The following is an 18,601-nucleotide window of genomic DNA, read 5'->3' on the forward strand; positions in this document are numbered from 1 at the left end:
TAATTTAAAGTTGTCTGTTTCTGTTCTTCGACCCGGAAAATAATCAGAATTCGTAGTTCGATTTCAAACAACATGGAAATAAGAATAAAATTATTGGATGATTAGTTAAAAAAAGTAATTTTACTTCATCTAAAATTCTGATTGATTTTAAGCGTTAGAGTTTTATACGGTTTAAAAATAGCATACAATAAATGGCAACAAAAATCACTTCAAATTCGGCAAACAAAAGGCCAGCAAAAAAACAATCTCATGGTTTTATGGCTCAATTGAGAATGCTGTTTCTTAAACTGATTCTGTGGTTTTTTGGACTTTCGTTGCTTTCAGTGGTATTTTTTAAATTTGTCCCTGTTCCTTTTACTCCTTTAATGATTATTAGAGCGATTGAAAATAAAACAGCAGGAAAGCCTGTTTATTTCAGTCACGATTGGGAGCCTTTGGAGAATATTTCGGTTAATTTACAAAAGGCTGTTATTGCGAGCGAAGACGGTTTGTTTTTAAAGCATAATGGTTTTGATTTTAGAGCAATGCAAAAAGCTTACAAGAATAACGAAAGAGGTCGAAGAATTAAGGGAGGAAGTACCATTTCGCAACAAACCGCCAAAAATGTTTTTCTGTGGCAGGGCAGAAGTTATTTGCGAAAAGCACTGGAAGCTTATTTTACCGTGTTAATTGAATTGATTTGGGGTAAAGAACGCATTATGGAAGTGTATCTGAATAGTATCGAAATGGGAGATGGTATTTATGGCGCTCAGGCTGCAGCCGAACATTGGTATCGAAAAGATGCTGCTAATTTAACTAAAAAACAGGCGGCCGGAATTGCGGCTATTTTGCCTAATCCAAGAAAATATACTGCTACAAGTTCGTCTTCTTATATCAACAGAAGAAAAGATAAGATTATGCGAGTGATGAGAACGGTGGGTAAAATTGAATATTAGATGAGGATAAAAACAGTATTTTTTATCTATTTGCTCCTGTTATTTTCAGTTCGTTTGTCGAGTCAGAATACCGGTGCGGAAATAGGTATTATTACTGATAATGATTTATATACTTCATCTAAAAATGACCAATATTACACTAATGGTTTGGAACTATTCTATCGTTATTTGTCCAAAAAAACGAAACCAAACGTTTTAAAAAAAATCAATGAAATCCATATCGGACAATACATGTATAGTCCTCGTACCATTTATGTAAATCAGGAAGATATGTTTGACAGACCTTTTGCAGGTTATCTTTTTGGAGAATTTGGAAATACTAATTTTTACAAAAACCAAGCGGTATTTAAAAAGTATTTGCAATTAGGTTACGTCGGCCCTAATTCTTTTGCAGAGAAGGTGCAGTCTAAAACTCATTTGTTGTTTCATTACCCATCTTTTGAACAATGGGATTATCAAATTAATAATGCTTTAGCTATTCAGACGTATTTTATGTTTTCCAGTCCTTTTTTGGGTTCTTTAAATAAGGAAAGAATAGATTTTCAGTGGCAAACCGAGGCGAAGCTAGGAACTATATTTACTTCTTTATCTACAGGCTTTGTCACAAGAATTGGAATAAAAAAATTAATGCCTCTTTGGGATTCCAATTTTCACGGTGCTTCATTAAGTGCAGTTAAAAGCCCAATGACAAATGAATTGTATTTTTATATGGCTCCATCAGTCAATTATCAAATTTATGATGTTACTATTCAGGGTAGTTTGTTTAATGATAATAGTCCGGTCACTTTTAATCTTATCCCTGTTCGTTTTAATGCAGAAGCTGGTTTAAGATATCGAAAAAATAATTGGAATCTCTCGTATGCATTTGTTTACAGAGGAAAAGAATTGAAATTCTACAGGACTATTGGTTACTTTTACGGCTCCATAAGGTTATCTTATCTTTTCAAATGAATTGGTTTGAAAGAGAAAAAAGGTAATTTGATTGAAAATCAGGCCTTTTTAAATATTTTAAAAAAGTATTTATTTATGAAATATTTAATAAATTAGTTTTTACAAACTCACATCTAAATTCATGACAATGTATAAGTTTTGGACTATATTTCTTGTTGTTTTTTCTCCCGTATTTTTGTATTCTCAAATTAAAATAGACTCATTGTTAGATGAGCTGGATACTACTATAGACAAATGTGAGTTTTATCATAACAAGAAAGAAACTGAAATAAATAAACTTAGAAGTTTGCTTAAATTGACTTCTTCGAATGTTCAGAAATATGAGATTTATGAGGAGTTATTTGGAGAATATCGATTTTATCAATCGGATTCGGCTTTAAGTTATGCGAGAAAAAGCTTGAAAATAGCAAGCGAATTAAAGGATTTAACTAAGATAAATACTTCCAAATTAAATCTGGCTTCTGCTATGGGAACATTAGGGATGTATAAGGAGGCAACGGATATTTTGAATAAAATTTATATAAAATCTACACCTGATATTAAGGGTACTTATTTTGGTGTTTGTAGTTCACTTTATCTTTCAATGTCTGATTATGCTGCCACCATACAAGAAAAAAGTGATTATCTCAAATTGACAAAAAAATATAGAGATTCCAGTTATAATTTTTATCCAACAAATTCGGAATCCTTTATTATTCATAGGGCAAATAAACTTTTTGAAGAAAAGAGGTATGACGAAACCTTACCTCTGTTAGAGAATTATTTCCCAAAAATAAAAAGTAGTAATCCGGACAAAGCGGTAGTGGCTTATTTAATTTCATTGGCTTATCAGTTTAAAAAAGAATATGAACAAGAAAAAAAATGGCTAATTATTTCTGCTATTTCCGATTTGCAATTAGAGAAGAAAGAATATATTTCACTTCGATCTTTAGCTTTTGTTCTTTATGAAGAAGGCGATATTGCTCGTGCATATAAATATACTAAACGAACTCTTGAAGATGCTCTTTTTTGTAATGCCCGATTAAGAACATTTGAGATTTCAAAGATGATGCCTATCATTAATGAAGCTTATCAAAAGCAAAATGATACTAACAGAAGGCAATTGATTGTTTTTTTGATTAGCGCCAGTATTTTGTCATTATTTTTAATGGTTGTTTTGTTTTTATTATTTAAACAAATGAAAACATTATCAAGAGCAAAACAGGAAATTAGTTCGGCAAATGGACAATTGATGACATTGAATAACGAATTGCATCTTTTTAATGAAAAACTGAATGAAACTAATAATACGCTCAAAGAAGCTAATTTGGTAAAAGAAATATATATTGGCAGATATATGGATCAGTGTTCGGTCTATATCAGTAAATTAGACGAATACCGACGAAAACTGAATGTAATTGTTTCGAGCGGAAAAACCGCTGAACTTGTAAAAGTGATAAAATCAAAAGAATTTATTGAAGAAGAACTAAAGGATTTCTATCATAATTTTGATAAAACGTTCTTGTTGCTTTTTCCTGATTTTATTGAAGAATTTAATAGTTTATTGACCGATAATGAAGATATTAAATTAAAGCCGGGAGAATTAATGAATACCGAATTAAGAATTTTTGCTTTGATTCGTTTAGGAATATCCGATAGCGTTAAAATAGCTGAATTTTTGCGTTACTCTTTGTCTACTATCTACAATTACAGGACTAAATTAAGAAACAAAGCTTTGGGACCTCGTGATGAGTTTGAAGCCAATGTGATGCGAATAGGGACAAATAAATAATAAATTGTTTTTTTTATTGCAGCCTCAATGCCTTTTTAGGGTATTGAGGCTGTTTTTTTATACTACAGAAGTACTACTTTTTTTTTGTAAATTAAAATCATAAGTAATTGATATTTAAACATTTATATTTTAATTTTAATGGTTTTTAACTACCAAATTTAGTTAATGAAAATATGCAGGATAAAATCAATATAAATTTGGTTTACTAAGGTGTTTAAAGCAAATTATTAACTTATTAACTCAACCAAATGAAGAATTTATTTTTATTAACCCTGTTTTGTGTTGCATTCAATAGTATTGTAGCACAGCAGCTCAAATCGCCCAATCAAAAATTGCAAATGGAGTTTTCCTTGCAAAGTGATGGTACACCAAGTTACAGTTTGAATTATAAAAACAAGGTGGTTATAAAACCAAGTAAATTAGGATTGGAATTAAAAAACGATTCCAAATCACTATTAAATAATTTTACAATTGTTGATTCAAAGACTACTACTTTTGATGAAAGCTGGAAACCGGTTTGGGGTGAAGTGGCTAGTATTCGTAATCACTATAACGAATTGGCAGTGACCTTAAATCAAAAAGAGACTAACAGACAAATAATTATTCGTTTTCGTCTGTTTGATGAAGGCTTAGGATTTCGTTATGAATTCCCTTTACAAAAGAATCTGACTTATTTTGTTATTAAAGAAGAACGTAGTCAGTTTGCCATGAATGGCAATCATACGGCTTTTTGGATTCCCGGAGATTATGATACGCAAGAGTATGATTATACTACTTCAAAATTATCTGAAATTAGAGGTTTGACTCAAAAAGCAATGACTGAAAATGTGTCTCAACAATCCTTTTCGCCTACCGGAGTGCAAACCGCTTTGATGATGAAAACTGCTGATGGGTTATATATCAACTTACATGAAGCAGCATTAATCAACTATTCTTGTATGCATTTGAATTTGGATGACAAAAATATGGTTTTTGAATCCTGGTTAACTCCGGACGCTAAAGGTGATAAAGGCTATATGCAGGCGCCTTGTAAAACTCCTTGGAGAACCATAATGGTTAGTGATGATGCCAGAGAAATTTTGGCTTCAAAAATGACTTTAAATCTAAACGATCCTTGTAAAATTGAAGATACTTCCTGGATTAAACCGGTAAAATATGTTGGCGTTTGGTGGGAAATGATTACAGGGAAAAGTTCCTGGGCTTATACAGATGAATACCCAACTGTTGAGTTAGGAGTAACTGATTTTTCTAAGGCAAAACCAAATGGGAAACACGGAGCCAATACTGCTAATGTGAAGAAATACATTGATTTTGCCGCCGCTAATGGATTTGATGCTGTATTAGTAGAAGGATGGAATGAAGGCTGGGAAGATTGGTTTGGTCATTCTAAAGATTACGTTTTTGATTTTGTGACTCCTTATCCGGATTTTGATGTAAAAGGAATTCACGAATATGCCAAATCAAAAGGAATTAAAATGATTATGCATCATGAAACTTCAGGTTCTACGCGTAATTACGAACGCCATATGGATAAAGCGTATCAGTTTATGAAAGACAATGGTTATGATGCAGTAAAAAGTGGTTATGTAGGTCCAATTCTTCCACGTGGTGAAAATCATTATAACCAATGGATTGTAAATCATTATCAATATGCTGTAGAAAAAGCAGCCGATTATAAAATAATGCTGAATGCACACGAAGCAATTCGTCCAACAGGAATTTGCAGAACCTATCCGAATTTAATTGGAAATGAATCTGCCAGAGGAACGGAATACCAGGCTTTTGGAGGTTCAAAACCAAATCACGTTACCATTTTGCCATTTACCCGTTTGATTGGAGGGCCGATGGATTATACTCCGGGTATTTTTGAAATGAATATCAGTAAAATCAATCCGGAAAATACTTCGCATTTAAACAGTACATTGGCTAACCAATTGGCCTTGTATTTAACGATGTATAGTCCGTTGCAAATGGCAGCCGATTTGCCTGAGAATTACAATCGTTTTGCTGATGCCTTTCAATTTATTAAAGATGTGGCTGTGGATTGGAGTGATAGTAAATATCTGGAAGCCGAACCGGGACAATACATTACAGTAGCCAGAAAAGCTAAAGGAACTAATAATTGGTTTGTTGGAAATGTTAATGGAGAAACGGTTCGTACATCAACTATTCAGTTTGATTTTTTAGAAAAAGGCAAAAAATATGAAGCAACTATTTATGCTGATGCAAAAGATGCACATTATAAAACGAATCCTCAGGCTTATACTATTCGTAAAATGAAAGTAACCAGCAAAACGGCATTGTCACAGTTTACAGCTTCCGGTGGTGGTTATGCAATCAGTATAATTGAAATTAAATAGATTTATATAAATTATTAAGCCATACTATTAATTGATTTAAAATAAAATTTGGTTGGTTAATAATGTGTGTCACTACATTAATTGTGGTGAAACGAAACCTCTTAAAGAAATTTAAGGGGTTTTTTTATTGTTTGTTTTAATGTGGTAATACTCTCTTGTTGTTTTTGAGATTTAATTATTTGAATAATATGATTATGCTTCAAATGTAAATCAAGGCTTTTTTATATTTTTTTGAAAGATATATGAAAGGCTAAAGAAATTTGTTGGTAATCTTTAATTAGGGTGTTACCCGTTGGTTCTGCGTTTATATTCAGTTACAAATTATGGTTAATTGGCTTTTATATAGAGGGTTGTGAAAAGTACTTTAGGTTATGATTTATAGTGTGTTAATGTAGAAATCTCTGGAATGATTTTCTGTAGAATAACTTTATTGATAATTTATTTTTTTGTAATTTAATTTGTGTTTTGTTTAAATAAAATGATTTATAATTGTTAATAGTACAATTATAGGCTTATTGAACTGGGTATTTACTAATAGGTGAAAAAAACAACTAAAATTCCGTTTTTTTACTACATATCCACTACTTTTTTTAAAAGTTAAAAACATGTAACTAATTGATTTTCAATTGTTTTGTTATTTAAAATATACTCGTTTAACTACATTTTTATTGTTGTTAAAATTGAGGGTGTTAAATCCATATAATTTTACATTATCGAAATCGAAATACTGTCATTTAACGATGACTTTAAAGAACATTCCGATTTTGTAAAACCAAAATTATTAACAACCAAAAACAAACAAAATTATGGTACAAATGAAAAAAAGTATGTTTTACATTTTGCTTTTATGTAACATACTATTTATTATGCCAAATGTAGTTGCACAAACTACAGTAAAGAAGATTAGCGGTCTTGTCGTGGATCAAAAAGGACTACCCTTAATTGGAGCAAGCGTTCTAATTAAAGGTACAAATATTGGGACTATAACCGATATTGACGGTGCATTTGCTTTACCGGCATCCGATAAGTCAACAGTATTAGTTGTTTCATTTATCGGATATAGTGCTAAAGAAGTAGTTGCGAATGATCAAAAACTTCGCATCGTACTTACAGAAGATTCTAATGAGTTGAAAGAGGTAGTGGTACAAGTAGGTTATGGTACTGTAAAGAAAAAAGATGCAACAGGATCTGTTTCTCAAATTTCGGCTAAGGAATTTAACAAAGGTCAGAACGTAACTCCGGAGAGTTTGATTAGTGGACGTATTTCAGGGGTTAATGTAACAGGAGGGGGAGCTCCGGGAGCAAAAGCGGATATCCGTATTCGTGGAGGTTCTTCATTAAATGCTTCTAATGATCCGTTGATTATTTTAGATGGATTACCATTAAGTAATGCTGTTCCATCCGGTTCTACCAGTATTTTATCTACTATTGACCCTAATGACATTGAGTCTTTTACTGTACTTAAAGATGCTTCTGCAGCTGCTATTTACGGTTCAAGAGCGGCTAACGGGGTAATTGTAATTACAACTAAAAAAGGAACTAAAGGAGGAGTAAAAGTGAATTTCAGTTCACAAGTGGGAGTCAATACGGTTGCCAACACGGTGGATGTTTTAAGCGCCAATCAATATCGTGCCTTAGTTAACGAAAAAGGTTCTAATGCTCAAAAAGCCTTATTAGGAACGGCTAATACCAATTGGCAAGATGAAATTTTTCATACCGCTTTAACAACGAATAATAATATTTCAGTTAGCGGAGCCTTGTTTAATAAATTACCTATTCGCTTATCAGTAGGTAATGTAAATAATCCCGGGATTCTTAAAAATACAAGTTTTGAAAGAACGACTACTTCATTGTCTTTAAATCCGGTTTTGTTTGACAATCATTTAAGAATTGATATTAGTGGGAATTTATCTTTTGCTAAAAACAGATTTCAGGATGAAGATGCTGTAATCGGTAGCGCCATTGGTTTTGATCCAACTCAGTCTGTTTATGCTGCCGGTTCACGTTATGGTGGTTATTTTGAATGGTTAGAGCCAAATGGCAACTTACCATTATTACCGGCCAGAAACCCTGTAGCCCGATTAAATCAGGATGACAGAAGAGCTACTTCTACCAGAAAATGGGGGAACATTAAATTAGATTATAAATTCCATTTCTTTGAAGATTTACGTTTTATTACTGAGGCGGGAATTGATCGTTTTGACAGTAGTGGGTTTACAAGAGTGAGCACAGCAAGTGCATTAGGATACCAGCCTAATTCTTATACTTCCGGAAATTGGGTTAATCTGGGGAATTATTCTACTTATACAGATGCACTTCAAAATAAAAACTTAAACAGTTATTTTAATTATACTAAAGATTTTGGGAAAATTAAAGTAGATGCTACAGCAGGTTATAACTATCAGTTGTTTCAAAAAGAAAAATACGAATCAGGAGAGACTACTCAGCCTAATCCAAATGAGGATGTTATAACAGATCCGGATATCAATTTACAGTCTTATTTTGGACGTTTGAATTTAGGTTATGACAGCCGTTACCTGTTGACTTTAAATTACAGAAGAGACGGAACTTCCCGTTTTTCTAAAGCAAACAGATGGGGTAATTTTGCCGGAGCTGCTTTTGCCTGGAATCTTAACGAAGAATCTTTCTTAAAAGACAATAAAACTATTTCTACTTTAAAATTACGTTTAGGATACGGAACAACAGGACAACAGGATATTTCAGCCTCTTATGATTATTTGACCAGAGTAACATTAGGTTCTATTAACACACAGTATGTTTTTGGAGGAGTGGTTTATTCTACTGCCAGACCTGAAGGATACAATCAAAATATCAAGTGGGAAGAGTTATCAGAAGCGAATTTAGGTTTAGATTATGGTTTCTTCAATAACAGAATCTCTGGATCGATTAACTATTTCGAAAAAAAATCAAGTGATTTATTAGCTGATGTATTGGTTCCGGATGGTGCTAATTTAAGAAACCAGGGATTTAACAATATTGGTAACTTAAGAACTAAAGGTGTGGAATTTAGTATTCAGTCGGATATTGTTAAAAATGATAATTTGACTTGGAACTTGGCTTTTAATACCACTTATATAGATCAAAAAATTACCAATTTAGGTCAAACAGTTGAAGGCTTTACAGGTTATGCAGTAGGTGATATCAAAGGAGGAAGTGGTAATAAAATTCAAATCAACTCTGTGGGATATGCACCAAATTCATTCTTTGTTTACGAACAATTATATGATGCAAATAAAAAACCTATTCCGGGAGCTTATGTAGATAGAAATAATGATGGAAATTTAGATGATAGCGATAAATATAGATTCCATAAGGCAGCTCCTGACTATACTTTTGGATTATTTTCAAGTTTGAATTACAAGAAATTTGATTTTGTAATGAACTGGAGAGCGAGTTTAGGGAATTATATTTTTGATAACGTGAGCTCTGATAAAGGATACTTAATGGCCGGATTAAGAAGAGACAGTGATTTAGCTAATGTGAGTTCGGATTATTTAAATACAGGGTTTGTTTATGAAGATAACGGAACACAACGTTATTTGTCTAATTACTTCGTAAAAGATGCTTCTTTTATCAAATTAGATAACGTAACTCTGGGTTATACTTTAGAAAAAGCTTTGTTGAAAACAGTTAATATAAGATTTTCGGCAGGTGTTCAAAACGTATTAACGCTTACCAAGTACAATGGTTTAGATCCTGAAAAATTCAATGGAATTGATGGAAATATTTATCCGCGTGCAAGAACTTTCCTGCTTGGAGTAAATGCAAATTTCTAATAGCTAATTAAAAATCAAAAAATTAAACAAAATGAAAATATCATTTAAATATATATCCATTTTCTTCCTATTTATTTTAGGAATGAATATGACACTGGTATCGTGTACAAGCGATTTAGATGTGACCCCGAAAGATGATGATGAGTTTCTTTCTGAAAGTTTTTTCCAAGATCAGGATTCTTATAAACAAGTTTTAGCAAAATTATATGCCGGTTTGTATGTAGGAGGAAATGATGGTGATGGTAAAGCTGATATTGCCGGAATTGGAGGAGATTTTAGTAGTTATTTGCGTTTGCTTTTTGTGAATCAGGAATTTACAACAGATGAGGCTGTTATTGCCTGGGCAGATGGAACTTTACCAACATTAAATACCCAAACCTGGTCTCCGAATAACGAATTTTTATACGGAACCTATTCCAGAGCATTTTATGAAATTAGTTTGGCTAACGAATTTTTGAGACAAACTACCGAAGAAAAATTAAACGCTCGTGGAGTTGATGCCACTACAAAAACGGATGTAGCTAATTTTAGAGCCGAAGCCCGTTTTTTAAGAGCTTTTTCGTATGCTAATTTGATGGATATTTTTGGTAATGTGCCAATTACAACCGAAGCTGACCCAGTAGGATTCTTTTATCCGGAACAAAAAACAAGAGCAGAAGTATTTGCTTATGTAGAAAGTGAATTGAAAGATTTAGATGCTAGTTTAGTAGCTTCAAGAGCCAATGAATATGGTAGAATTGATAAAACTGCGGCTAAATTTTTATTGGCACAAATTTATTTGAATGCCAAAGTATATACCGGAACAGAAAGATATGCCGAAGCAGCAGCTTTATGTACTGATATTATCAATAATTCAGGTTATACGTTTGCTAACGTGCCTTACCGTTATTTATTCTCTGCAGATAATGACAGAAATGGTGCACAATCTGAATTTATTTTCCCAATTGTGAGTGATGGAAATGCTATTAGAGCTACCGGTGGAGGAATGAGTTTTATACTTCATGCTTCTATTGGAGGAAGTATGGATGCTGCCCAATATGGTATGAATGGTGGATGGTACGGTATTAGAGCCAGAAGAGAATTTGTAGCACTTTTTCCTGATGCAACAGCTACAGCTGACAAAAGAGGAACTTTTTATACAAATGGTCAAACTTTAGATATTGCTAATATAGGAACATTTACAAATGGATATGCTGTAACTAAATTTAGAAACGTAAATTCAGATGGTTCAGCTGCTCAACGTAATGATATCCCTGATACTGATTTTCCAATGTTCCGTTTATCAGATGTGTATTTAATGTATGCTGAATGTGCTGTTAGAGGTGCTGCAGGAGCTGATATGACTACAGCTGTTGGATATATTAATAAATTAAGAAACAGAGCGCAGGCAGCTACGATTTCAGCTTCTAATATGACTCTTAATTTTATTCTGGATGAAAGAGCTCGTGAGTTATTCTGGGAATGCCACAGAAGAACTGATTTAATACGTTTTGGGAAATTTACCGGAGCGGATAAAATCTGGCAATGGAAAGGTGGAACTGAGAACGGAACAGCCACAGCTTCATTTAGAGATTTGATGCCAATTCCTGCCAAAACAATTCAGGCAAATCCAACTTTGAAACAAAACCCAGGATATTCAAACTAATCACTACAATAAAAGATGAAAAATATATATAAAATAGTAATCGCATTTGTAAGCGTTTTGTTTTTATCATGTAACGCTGATGCGGTAGATAACAGACCGGTTCTTGAAAAAATTTCTGGTTCAGAAATGACCCTTCCTGCAACAGGTAAAGCATTTGTACTTACTGAAGCAAATGCAGCAAATGCAGCAGATAAATTTGTTTGGACTCCAGCCGAATATTCATATGATGTAGTGGTAAATTACACTTTGATGATGGATAAAAAAGGAGGGGACTTCTCAAATCCACAAGTTTTAGCTACTACTACAGATGTAACTGAAGCATCAGTATTAGTTAAAAATCTGAATCAGGCAGCAATAGCTTTAGGTGCTGTGCCAGGTACGGCTTCGCAATATGATATAAAAGTTAAATGGAGTGTTGCCGGAACAGAAAGCATAGTTGCCCAAAATACATTAACTATTAGTGTTACTGCTTATACAGGTTTGGTTCCTTATCCATATACGGATTGGTATTTAGTAGGTGATGCAACCGTTGCGGGCTGGAATAATAATAATGGTAATCAACCGCTCTTTAGAAGTGGCACTAATTCAAACTTGTACAAGTTTACAGGTTATTTTAAAGCAGGTTACTTTAAAGTTATTTCAAAATTAGGAAATTGGGCGCCTATGTATGGTGGTTCTGGCGGAAGTTTAGTTTATAGAGCAACAGAGGCTGACAGCGATCCTGCAAGTATAAACATTGCTACAGCAGGTTATTATACCTTTTCTATTAATGTGCAAAATTTAACTTATACTTTAGTTCCTTACGATGCTTCTTCAGCTACAGTTCATTCAACAATAGGTTTAATCGGTTCTTCAAGAACGGGAACTGATGCAGGATGGGGAGAAGATACTGATATGACAAAATCAACATTTGATGCACATAAATGGACACTTACGCTAAGTCTTTTTGATGGTGAAGCGAAGTTTAGAGCCAATAACACCTGGGATGTAAACTGGGGTGGTGATAAAGCATTTTCAGGATACCCTGCAAATGGAACCGGTAGTGGAAATATCCCAGTGGTGAGATCAAAATATAAGGTATATTTTAATGATTTAGACGGAAGCTATTTGATGATTCCAAATCAGCAATAATAAATTGAAACAATGAAAAAAGGCTATCGAGAGATAGCCTTTTTTTCCTAAACGAATTATCATGAAACAAAAACTATTACTACTTTTTGTTTTTTTTTCAATTATAGCTTTTGGGCAACAACAAACTGTTACCTATTCCGTAAGTCCCGCTATTTTTGAAGAAACGGCAGCAATTACTATCACCATAAATGGAAATAGTATCAATGAATCGACTTGGGGTATTACCGGAAACGCATTATATATGTGGGCGTGGGCATTTGCTACTGATGATACTACCGCCAAAGGAACTCCGGATAACGGAACGTGGGAAGCATCTTCCGAGGCAAGTAAATTTACCTATAATTCAGCCACCGATACTTATACTAAAACTATAATACCATCTTCCTATTATAATGCAACAGCATTGGGAAAAATGGGCTTTTTGATTAAAGCCAAAAATGGAACCGGCGATAAAAAATCACAGGATATTTTAATTGAAGTGGGAGGTTTTCAACTTACATTAACATCTCCGGCAATTAATAGTACTACAATTTTAAATTCAGGTTCCAATTTTACGATTTCTGCAACTAATACAGGAGGAAATGCGGCTTATGTCTTAAAATCAAATGGGCTAACTATTGATTCTAATACGAGTACAGCTTCCTATTCGTACACCCATTCAGCAATTACCACGAATCAGAATTATGAATTGCAGGTAACTCAGGGAACTACGGTTGTTACCAGGAAGTTTATGCTTATTATTAATCCCAATACTATTTCGCAGGCAATGACTCCCGGTCTGGAAGATGGTATCAATTACAATCCGGCAGACATGACTAAGGCTACGTTGGTTTTAGATGCTCCCGCTAAAGATTTTGTATATGTGGCAGGTAGTTTTAATAATTGGCAACCTACAACTGCCTATGCAATGAAAAAAGATCCTACAACAGGGAAATTCTGGTTAGAATTATCAGGTTTGGTTGCGGGAACTAATTATAGTTATCAATATTGGGTAGCAGATCAAACACCATTGGCTAATTCGCCAACAATGGTAAAAACCGCCGATCCCTATTCTACTTTAGTACTTTCACCTTATGATGATTCCGGTATTCCGGCTACTTCTTATTCTAATATGCCAGTGTATCCGGCGGGACAAAATTTTGAAGTAACAGTTCTTAAAACCGGACAAACGGCATACAATTGGCAAGTGACCAATTTTACAAAGCCGGATAAAGAAAAGTTAGTCGTTTATGAGGTTTTAGTGCGTGATTTTGATGCGCATCGCAATTTTCAGGATTTGATTAATCGAATGGATTATTTCAAAAAATTAAAAATTAATGCTATTGAGTTGATGCCGGTGATGGAATTTGAAGGCAATGAAAGTTGGGGGTATAATACCGCATTCCATATGGCTTTGGATAAATTTTATGGAACCTCAGAGAAATTAAAAGAATTTATCGATAAATGCCATCAAAATGGGATTGCCGTAATTCTTGATGTGGCTCTCAATCATGCTTTTGGCAGAAATCCAATGGTGCGTATGTGGATGAACGACCCGGATGGCGATGGATTTGGTTCGCCAACTGCCGAAAATCCTTATTTTAATACCGTAGCCAAACATACTTACAATGTTGGTGAAGATTTCAATCATCAGCAGGCGAGAACCCAATATTATGTAAAAAGAGTCATCAAACAATGGATTCAGGAGTATCATATTGATGGTTTTCGATGGGATTTGACCAAAGGATTTACACAAAATTGTACCGCATCTGATGAAAGTTGCACCAATGCTTACCAACAGGATCGGGTGGATGTTTTAAAATCCTATGCCGATTATTCCTGGAGTTTAGACCCAACGCATTATACCATTTTTGAACATCTGGGAACCGATGCCGAAGAACAACAGTGGGCTAATTACCGAATTAATGAAACTCCAAGCAAAGGCATTATGTTGTGGGGGAAAATGACCAATGAATACAACGAACTTTCAATGGGTTATACTTCTAATATTGCCAGAATGAACAGTAGCAGCAGAGGTTTTACTAAAAACCGATTGATGGGATTTGCCGAAAGTCATGACGAAGAACGGTTGATGTATAAAAACCTGCAATACGGAAATTCAGCTAATGCGGCTCATAATGTGAAAAATTTAAACACGGCTTTATCAAGAATGTCGGCAATTGGAGCAGTTTCCTTATTAGTGCCGGGGCCTAAGATGATTTGGCATTTTGGAGAATTAGGTTTCGAGAATTCCATTTTTACCTGTGATAACGGGACTGTAAATACGGATTCCGATACTACTTCCGGTGATTGTAAACTGGCCACAAAACCACAACCGCAATGGGCTAATAATTGGTTAACCAATGATAATCGTTATAAAATTTATTCGGATTGGGCCAGAATGATGAAGTTAAAAACCGAAGAGGCTGTTTTTTCAGGAACGGTTACTATGAGTAATTCCAGTTCTTTGACAAAAAATATTAAAATTTCGGATGCTGCTTTGCCTGCTAACAGTCTGAGAGATGTAGTGATTCTGGCTAATTTTGATGTGACTTCTCAAAATGTAGCAACAGGATTTCCTTACACTGGCGAATGGTACAATCTGATGGATAATTCGGTGTGGAATGTGCCTAATGTAAACGATCCGATTGCAATTCCTGCCGGACAATTTAGAATTTACGGAAATAAGCCTGCCTTTGCAACCGATGTTCCATTTACATTGCCTTCAGATAATTTTACTGTTGAGTCCAAATCTGAAAGCTGTGCCAACAAAAAGAATGGGCAAATTAGTATTACTGCACTTCAATCCTATAATTATGTAGCCAGCATAAATGGAACCAATTACAATTTTGTGAATAATAGTCTGACTGTATCTAATTTGGCTCCCGGAACTTATCCGGTTTGCATTGGCATCACAGGAAAAACATTCGAACAATGTTTCACAATAACCATTAATGCCGGTGGGACATTGGTTGGGAAATCAACCGTTTCTCCTAATAAAATAGCAATTGAAATTACTCAGGGAACAGCACCTTATCAGGTTTTGCTGAATGGAGTTACTCAATTTGAAACTGATGCAAGCTCTTTTTCTGTTGCCGTACAAAAAGGCGATGTTTTGGAAGTAAAAACAGCAGTGCCTTGCGAAGGAGTGTTTACTCAAAATAGTAGTGGCGATTTAACAACTGTTGTTGCTTATCCCAATCCGGTTCAGGATATCATGACAATTTTAGTTCCCACTACTAAAAAAGAAGTCAACGTTGCTTTGTATGCTATGAATGGTCAATTAATTTCAAATGAAAATTATACAGTTGACAATCAAAAAGTAGTTCTTCATTTAGCCAAATTGGCTTCGGCAGTTTATATCGCCAAAGTGAATTTAGAAAATCCTGTAAGTATAACTATTATAAAAGAATAAACATGAGAAAGAATATCTATTTTATTGTAATAGCTTGCTCGTTATTTTCATGTGGCGGCGGCGATTCCTCATCTGCAGAAGAAAATTCAAATACAGCTCCAACTGTGCCAACATTGGTTGCGCCAACAAATAATAAACTTTGTATTGATAATGCAGTTAGTTTTGAATGGAATGCTTCAACTGATGCCGAGAAAAATCCAATTACGTACCAAATTCAAATCGCTACCGATAATCAGTTCACCCAAATTGTGAAAACTGCCGAAGGAACTTCAAATTATCAAAGTTTGACTTTGAATAAAGGAACGGCTTATTATTGGAGAGTAAAAGCAACCGATAGTAAGAATGCCTCCGGCAATTATTCCGGGACATATAGTTTTTATACCGAGGCTGAAGTCGTAGCCAATCATTTGCCATTTTTACCGCAGTTAGTTCAGCCGGAATTTAATTCGTTTATCAATTCGACAACCGCAATTTTAAAATGGACAGCTGCCGATGTGGATACTAATGATGCACTGGTTTATGATGTTTATTTAGGAACGACAAATCCTCCTACGGCAAAAGTGGGAACCAATCTAACAACTGCTTCCTGGACGACAACTACTTTGCAGGCAACTACAAACTATTACTGGAAAGTGATTGTAAAGGATAATAAAGGAGGCGAAACAATAGGGCAGGTTTGGAATTTTAAGACCAATTAACTCATTTAAATATGAATCAATTAAAAAAAATAGAAAAATTATTAAAGTGGAGCATCTTATTTAGTTGTTTCATTTCATTGAAAATTTTTGGGCAAATACAAAGAGTGGAACCCGCATTTTGGTATGCCGGTATGCACAATCCGGAACTTCAAATATTATTTTATGGCGAAAATATTGCCGAAAATGAAGTGGTTGTTTCCAATGGAATTGCAATCAAAGCCATTCAAAAAACAGAAAACCCAAATTACCTGTTTGTAACTATCGATACCAAAGATGTTCCGGCACAAGAGCTGCTATTTTCATTTTCGAAAAATAAAAAAGTAGTTTTTACAAAAAAATATGCTTTAAAACAGCGAAGAGAAAATTCCGCTTTACGCAAAAGTTACGATGCTTCGGATATGATTTATTTGCTAATGCCCGATCGTTTTGCTAATGGAAATTCTAAAAACGACAGTCAAAAAACACTGGCTGAAAAAGCGGACAGAAACAATCCGTCCGGAAGACACGGCGGCGATATCGCAGGAATTATTCAAAATTTGGATTACATACAGGAATTAGGCGCTACAGCACTTTGGTCAACGCCTCTTTGCGAAGACAACGACGCTCAGGGTTCTTATCATGGATACGGACAATCGGATGTGTATAAAATTGATCCCCGTTACGGAACGAATGAAGATTATCTGAAATTATCCTCCGAACTGCACAAAAGAAACATGAAACTTATTATGGATTATGTGACAAATCATTGGGGAGCGGCACACTGGATGATGAAGGATTTACCAACCTACGATTGGATTCATCAATTCCCGGGATATGCGCAAACGAATTACCGAATGACCACTCAATTTGATACTAATACCTCTAAAATTGATGCAAAAATGTGTGTGGACGGCTGGTTTGTACAATCCATGCCTGACCTTAATCAATCTAATCCATTGGTGTTGAATTATTTGATTCAAAATGCTATTTGGTGGATTGAGTATGCTGATTTAGATGGATTTCGTGTTGATACCTATTCCTATAATGACAAAGAAGGAATTGCCAAATGGACCAAAGCCATCACCGATGAATACCCTAATTTTAATATTGTAGGAGAGGTATGGATGCAGGATCAGGCACAAATGGCTTATTGGCAAAAAGACAGTAAAATCGGAGCTATTCAGAATTATAATTCTTACTTGCCTAGTGTGATGGATTTTACGTTGATGGATGCTTTGGCAGCGGTATTTAATGAAAACCAATCGACATGGGATAAAGGATTGATGAAGATTTATAATAATTTCACCAATGATTTTTTATATCCCAATACTAATAATATCATGACTTTTGCGGAAAATCACGATACGCAACGTTTCAATGAAATTTACAAAAAAGACTTTAAAAAATACCAAATGGCAATGACGCTTCTTGCTACGTTACGTGGAATACCACAGTTGTATTATGGTTCTGAAATTGGTATGGCAGGTAATAAAAATGAAGGCGATGGAGCTATTCGCTTGGATTTTCCCGGAGGTTGGCAAGGCGACAGCAATAATGTTTTTACAAAAAACGGACGAACTGCTCAGCAACAACAGTTTTTTGATTTTACATCCGAATTGTTTCAATGGAGAAAAACCAATGAAGCCGTACATTTTGGAAAAATGACACATTACATTCCGGAAAACAATGTCTATGTTTATTTTAGATATACTGATAAGAACGCCGTTATGGTAATTGTAAATAATGGATTGAATGCAACGGTTGTAGAACCCAAACGTTTCAAAGAAAACACAAAGGATTTCAAATCAGGAAAAGATGTTTTCTCCGGAAAACGAATTGATTTGCAGCATGAATTTTCTATAGATGCTCAGTCGGCTTTTATTTTAGAACTGAATTAAAAAATAATTTAAGGTTTTTATAAGATTGTTTATCCGTTGGGG

General features: G+C 34.4%; 10 protein-coding genes. All 10 read left to right on the top strand.

Annotated features, from left to right (window positions below; genetic code table 11):
• The first annotated feature begins 191 nt into the window (after positions 1-191).
• Positions 192-935, top strand: coding sequence for a monofunctional biosynthetic peptidoglycan transglycosylase (gene mtgA, locus BLR17_RS04090; RefSeq protein WP_066325374.1), 744 nt, complete (start codon positions 192-194; stop codon positions 933-935).
• Complete coding sequence (locus BLR17_RS04095; protein ID WP_066325370.1) at positions 936-1,886, top strand: lipid A deacylase LpxR family protein; 951 nt, start codon at positions 936-938, stop codon at positions 1,884-1,886.
• A gap of 127 nt (positions 1,887-2,013) precedes the next feature.
• Positions 2,014-3,657 carry a DUF6377 domain-containing protein gene (locus BLR17_RS04100; protein ID WP_066325576.1) on the top strand — a complete coding sequence of 548 codons (1,644 nt, stop codon included), beginning with the start codon at positions 2,014-2,016 and terminating at the stop codon, positions 3,655-3,657.
• A gap of 248 nt (positions 3,658-3,905) precedes the next feature.
• Positions 3,906-6,017 carry a glycoside hydrolase family 97 protein gene (locus BLR17_RS04105; RefSeq protein ID WP_066325368.1) on the top strand — a complete coding sequence of 704 codons (2,112 nt, stop codon included), beginning with the start codon at positions 3,906-3,908 and terminating at the stop codon, positions 6,015-6,017.
• Between the two features lie 815 nt (positions 6,018-6,832).
• Positions 6,833-9,814, top strand: a complete 2,982-nt coding sequence (locus BLR17_RS04110) for a SusC/RagA family TonB-linked outer membrane protein (protein ID WP_245683114.1) — start codon at positions 6,833-6,835, stop codon at positions 9,812-9,814.
• Positions 9,815-9,845: 31 nt separating this feature from the next.
• The gene (locus BLR17_RS04115; RefSeq protein WP_066327476.1) at positions 9,846-11,459 is read left to right on the top strand and encodes a RagB/SusD family nutrient uptake outer membrane protein; all 1,614 of its coding nucleotides are present in this window, start codon (positions 9,846-9,848) and stop codon (positions 11,457-11,459) included.
• A 15-nt stretch (positions 11,460-11,474) separates the two neighbouring features.
• On the top strand, positions 11,475-12,590 hold the full coding sequence (locus tag BLR17_RS04120; RefSeq protein WP_066327475.1) for a SusE domain-containing protein: 1,116 nt from the start codon (positions 11,475-11,477) through the stop codon (positions 12,588-12,590).
• A 61-nt stretch (positions 12,591-12,651) separates the two neighbouring features.
• Entirely contained in the window at positions 12,652-15,984 is a 3,333-nt protein-coding gene (locus BLR17_RS04125; RefSeq protein ID WP_083189322.1) for an alpha-amylase family glycosyl hydrolase, read from the top strand.
• Between the two features lie 2 nt (positions 15,985-15,986).
• A complete protein-coding gene (locus BLR17_RS04135) occupies positions 15,987-16,682 on the top strand; it encodes a glycoside hydrolase family 78 protein (RefSeq protein ID WP_066327473.1) in 696 nt (231 codons plus the stop codon).
• An 11-nt stretch (positions 16,683-16,693) separates the two neighbouring features.
• Complete coding sequence (locus BLR17_RS04140) at positions 16,694-18,559, top strand: glycoside hydrolase family 13 protein (protein ID WP_066327471.1); 1,866 nt, start codon at positions 16,694-16,696, stop codon at positions 18,557-18,559.
• Positions 18,560-18,601: the final 42 nt, after the last annotated feature.

The organism is Flavobacterium glycines, from assembly GCF_900100165.1.
Classification (GTDB): Bacteria; Bacteroidota; Bacteroidia; order Flavobacteriales; family Flavobacteriaceae; genus Flavobacterium; species Flavobacterium glycines.

What these genes read in the sequence shown, in the direction of transcription:
- BLR17_RS04140 (WP_066327471.1), top strand. Translation starts at nt 16,694, where the DNA reads ATGAATCAATTAAAAAAAATAGAAAAATTATTAAAGTGGAGCATCTTA.
- BLR17_RS04125 (WP_083189322.1), top strand. Translation starts at nt 12,652, where the DNA reads ATGAAACAAAAACTATTACTACTTTTTGTTTTTTTTTCAATTATAGCT.
- BLR17_RS04115 (WP_066327476.1), top strand. Translation starts at nt 9,846, where the DNA reads ATGAAAATATCATTTAAATATATATCCATTTTCTTCCTATTTATTTTA.
- mtgA (WP_066325374.1), top strand. Translation starts at nt 192, where the DNA reads ATGGCAACAAAAATCACTTCAAATTCGGCAAACAAAAGGCCAGCAAAA.
- BLR17_RS04095 (WP_066325370.1), top strand. Translation starts at nt 936, where the DNA reads ATGAGGATAAAAACAGTATTTTTTATCTATTTGCTCCTGTTATTTTCA.
- BLR17_RS04110 (WP_245683114.1), top strand. Translation starts at nt 6,833, where the DNA reads ATGAAAAAAAGTATGTTTTACATTTTGCTTTTATGTAACATACTATTT.
- BLR17_RS04135 (WP_066327473.1), top strand. Translation starts at nt 15,987, where the DNA reads ATGAGAAAGAATATCTATTTTATTGTAATAGCTTGCTCGTTATTTTCA.
- BLR17_RS04105 (WP_066325368.1), top strand. Translation starts at nt 3,906, where the DNA reads ATGAAGAATTTATTTTTATTAACCCTGTTTTGTGTTGCATTCAATAGT.
- BLR17_RS04120 (WP_066327475.1), top strand. Translation starts at nt 11,475, where the DNA reads ATGAAAAATATATATAAAATAGTAATCGCATTTGTAAGCGTTTTGTTT.
- BLR17_RS04100 (WP_066325576.1), top strand. Translation starts at nt 2,014, where the DNA reads ATGTATAAGTTTTGGACTATATTTCTTGTTGTTTTTTCTCCCGTATTT.